Source organism: Dietzia sp. HMSC21D01, from assembly GCF_001815995.1.
GTDB classification, from domain to species: domain Bacteria; phylum Actinomycetota; class Actinomycetes; order Mycobacteriales; family Mycobacteriaceae; genus Dietzia; species Dietzia cinnamea.
Genome location: NZ_KV823668.1, coordinates 1 through 3323, shown reverse-complemented (window position 1 = coordinate 3323; position 3323 = coordinate 1). Strand labels below are relative to the sequence as shown.

The 3323-nt window shown below is 72.3% G+C and carries 3 protein-coding genes; 2 read left to right on the top strand and 1 reads right to left on the bottom strand.

The window, feature by feature from the left end; genetic code table 11:
• Positions 1 to 147 precede the first annotated feature (147 nt).
• Both HMPREF3086_RS01730 and HMPREF3086_RS01725 read left to right on the top strand, forming a co-directional pair.
• On the top strand, positions 148 to 1314 hold the full coding sequence (locus tag HMPREF3086_RS01730; protein WP_070719858.1) for an NAD-dependent epimerase/dehydratase family protein: 1167 nt from the start codon (positions 148 to 150) through the stop codon (positions 1312 to 1314).
• Positions 1311 to 2444, top strand: a complete 1134-nt coding sequence (locus HMPREF3086_RS01725) for a lysophospholipid acyltransferase family protein (protein ID WP_007630318.1) — start codon at positions 1311 to 1313, stop codon at positions 2442 to 2444. The genes HMPREF3086_RS01730 and HMPREF3086_RS01725 overlap by 4 nt, the downstream gene beginning before the upstream one ends.
• Positions 2445 to 2453: 9 nt before the next feature.
• On the opposite strand, the gene HMPREF3086_RS01720 is transcribed toward HMPREF3086_RS01725, so the two are convergent.
• The coding region (locus tag HMPREF3086_RS01720) for an HAD family hydrolase (RefSeq protein ID WP_070719857.1) at positions 2454 to 3323 on the bottom strand (870 nt) is incomplete at its 5' end.

Here is a 3323-nt window from a genome sequence, read left to right as displayed (position 1 = left end):
CGCAGCCGCCCCTCGCCAAGGCGTCTCGCCCTGCCCGCGGTGCGCGCCAGACGCCATCGTCGCGTGCGGCTGGCACCGGGGGCATCGAACCCGGAGACGTGGCGACTGCGCCCATGGGGGACCGGACCCGCGGCTAGACTCGGCCGGGTGAACACCGAAGCGCGAGCCAGCCGGCCGGCCCGCGCCGTCGCGGTCGTCGGCGGCAGCCGGTATCTCGGCGCGCACCTGGTGGGCATGTTGTTGCGCAACGACTCCGTCGAACGCGTGCTGGCGATCGACTCGGTCAAACCGTCGCCGCAACACCGCAGGCGCATGCGCGACGCCGAGTTCGTGCGCCTCGATCCCCAGTCGCCGCGTCTGCAGGGCATCCTGCGCGAGGCGGACATCGACACGGTCGTCCACGCCGGCCTGCACCACACCGACTTCGCCCCCGGCGGTCGCGCAGCCGTCAAGGAGTCCAACATCATGGGCTCGATGCACGTGATCGCCGCCTGCCGCCGGGCCGCCTCCGTCAAGCGGTTCGTGCTCATCTCCTCGACGTCCGTGTACGGCTCCTCGGGGGTCGACCCGGCGATGTTCAGCGAGGACATGGCCGCGCGCCGCCACGCCAGCGGCGGCATCCCGCTCGACCACCTGTCGGTGGAGGGCTACGTGCGGGGCATGTCCCGCAAGCGCCCGGACATCGACGTCACCATCCTGCGCATCCCCGCGATCCTCGGCCTGCCCGAGCCCACCGTGGTCGGTGAGTTGCTGCTGCCGTCGGTGGCGCCCGTACTGGCCGGATACGACCCGCGCATCCAGCTGCTGCACCCGCAGGACGCGCTCGACGCGCTGCTGCACGCCACGCTCGGGGCGACGCCCGGTACGTACAACATCGCCGCGGACGGGGTTCTCACCCTGACGCAGGCCATCCGGCGCGCCGGGCACATCCCGCTACCGGTGATGCCGGCGACGTTCAAGCTCGCGGCGCGGCTTTTGTCGAGCCAGGGGCTGCGGGACATCGGCACGTCGCAGCTGCGCTACCTGCGGTACGGCCGGACGATGGACACCACCCGCATGCGCACCGAGTTCGGTTTCACCCCGCGCTACTCCACCGAGGAGGCGCTGCAGGCCTACCTGGTGGACTCCGGCGCCGAGCCCCTGGTCACCCGCGAGGCGGTCGAACGCAGAGTCGCCACGGTCGCCGCCCTGCTCCCGGGGCCGGTGGCCGCACGGCTGCGCGCGGGAGTGGACACCACCCTCGACGAGCTCGAGGCGATCGGCGCTCTGTCAGAACCGCTCGAGCCCGACCGCATCGAGGAGGAGGCGCCGTGAAGGGCCCGGAATTCGACCTGAGCCAACCCCTCGGCGGACCCCGCTGGGGCGAGGGCCGCCGAGACGCCCGCAGCGGCCGGATGGTGGGGGAGGGCTTCCTCGGGGATACCACCGGCAGCGACGCCGCCGCCACGGAGATCGGCCGGATCATCGACCGCTTCCTGACCTCCATGCGGTCCTCGATCGGGCAGGTCGTGGACGTCCTGCCGCTCGACGCCGAGGTGCTGGCGCCCGTGCGGGACCTCGCCCGCACCGTCGACACGATGCTCGCGACCGGCGATGTCAGCGCGCTGACCGGCCTGGCCGACGCCGTCAACGCCGCCGGTGAACTGCTCGCCACCCGCATCACCGGGGGATACGAGGTCGACGAGTTCGGGTTCGACGAGCATTTCCACACCCACGTCTGGCTGCCCCTGTGGCGACCGTTGTTCGAGCACTGGTTCCGCGTCGAGGTGATCGGCGCGGAGAACATCCCCGCCGAGGGGGCCGGGTTGATCGTGTCCAACCACGCCGGGGTCCTGCCGATCGACGGGATGATGACCACGGTCGCGGTCCACGACCACGCCGGCCGCGCCCTGAGACTGCTGGCCGCCGACCTGGCGATGACCCTGCCGGTGTCCGCGCCGCTCGCCCGGCGGGCCGGGGCGACCCTCGCCTGCACCGCCGACGCCGAACGACTCCTCGAGGCCGGTCACGTCGTGGCGGTGTGGCCCGAGGGGTTCAAGGGTCTCGGCAAGCCGTTCGCCGACCGGTACCGCCTGCAGCGCTTCGGCCGCGGCGGGTTCGTCGCGACCGCGCTGGCCGCCGGGGCGCCGATCATCCCCTGCTCGGTGGTCGGCTCCGAGGAGATCTACCCCAAGATCGGCGAGATCCCCGCGCTCGCCCGCCTGCTCGGCCTGCCGTACATGCCGGTGACGCCCGCGTTCCCGCTGTTGGGCGCCCTCGGCGGGATCCCGCTGCCGACCAAGTGGACGATGGAGTTCGGCGAGCCCATCGAGACCTCCCACCTGGGGCCCGATGCCGCCGACGACCCGATGGTGGTCTTCGAGATCACCGACCAGGTGCGCGAGACTATCCAGAACACGCTGTTCCGCAACCTCGCGCGGCGCGGGAGCGTGTTCTTCGGCTGAGCCGCGGGCTCAGAACATCCGGCGCAGCGAGCCCGCCGCGCGTACGCCGTACGATGACCGCGCCGCCGCCCGCGCACCCGCCAGCCCGCCGACCGCCAGCACGCCCGGCATCGCCTTCTTGGCCGCCTTGCGCACGGTGCGGAAGTCCTTGACGTCCCAGCCGTTCTCCGAGGCGTACTTACGCAGCCGCGAATCCGGGTTGATGGCCACCGGGTTGCCGACCATCGTCAGCATGGGCATGTCGTTGAAGCTGTCCGAGTACGCGTAGCAGCGGGACAGGTCGAAACCCTCGGCCTCGGCGAGCTTGGCGATCGCGTGCGCCTTGCCGGGCCCGTGCAGGATGTCGCCCACCAGGCGGCCCGTGTAGACGCCGTCGTGCTCCTCGGCGACCGTGCCCAGCGCGCCCGACAGTCCCAGCCGCGTCGCGATCACGCGCGCCAGCATCACGGGCGTCGCGGTGACCAGCCAGACCTGCTGTCCGGCGTCGAGGTGCATCTGCACGAGCGAGCGGGTCCCGGGCCAGACCCGGTCGAGCATCGAGGTGTCCACGACCTCCTCGCTCAGCGCGGTCAGCTCGGCGACGGTGCGACCCTTGACGAAGCTCAGGGCCTTGTCGCGGCCGGCGGCGACGTCGTCGGCGTTCTCCTCGCCCGAGATCCGGAACTTGGCCTGCGACCAGGCGAGTCCGGCGATGTCGCGCGCGGTGAAGAACCGGTGCTTGGCCAACCCGCGGGCCAGCAGGATGATCGAGGCGCCCTGGATGAGGGTGTTGTCGACGTCGAAGAACGCGGCGACGCGCGGGTCCGCCACGAACGGCTCGGCGTCCGGGGCGGCCTCCGCGGCCGTGTCGGAGGCGGGCGGGGCCGTGGGGGCGGCAGC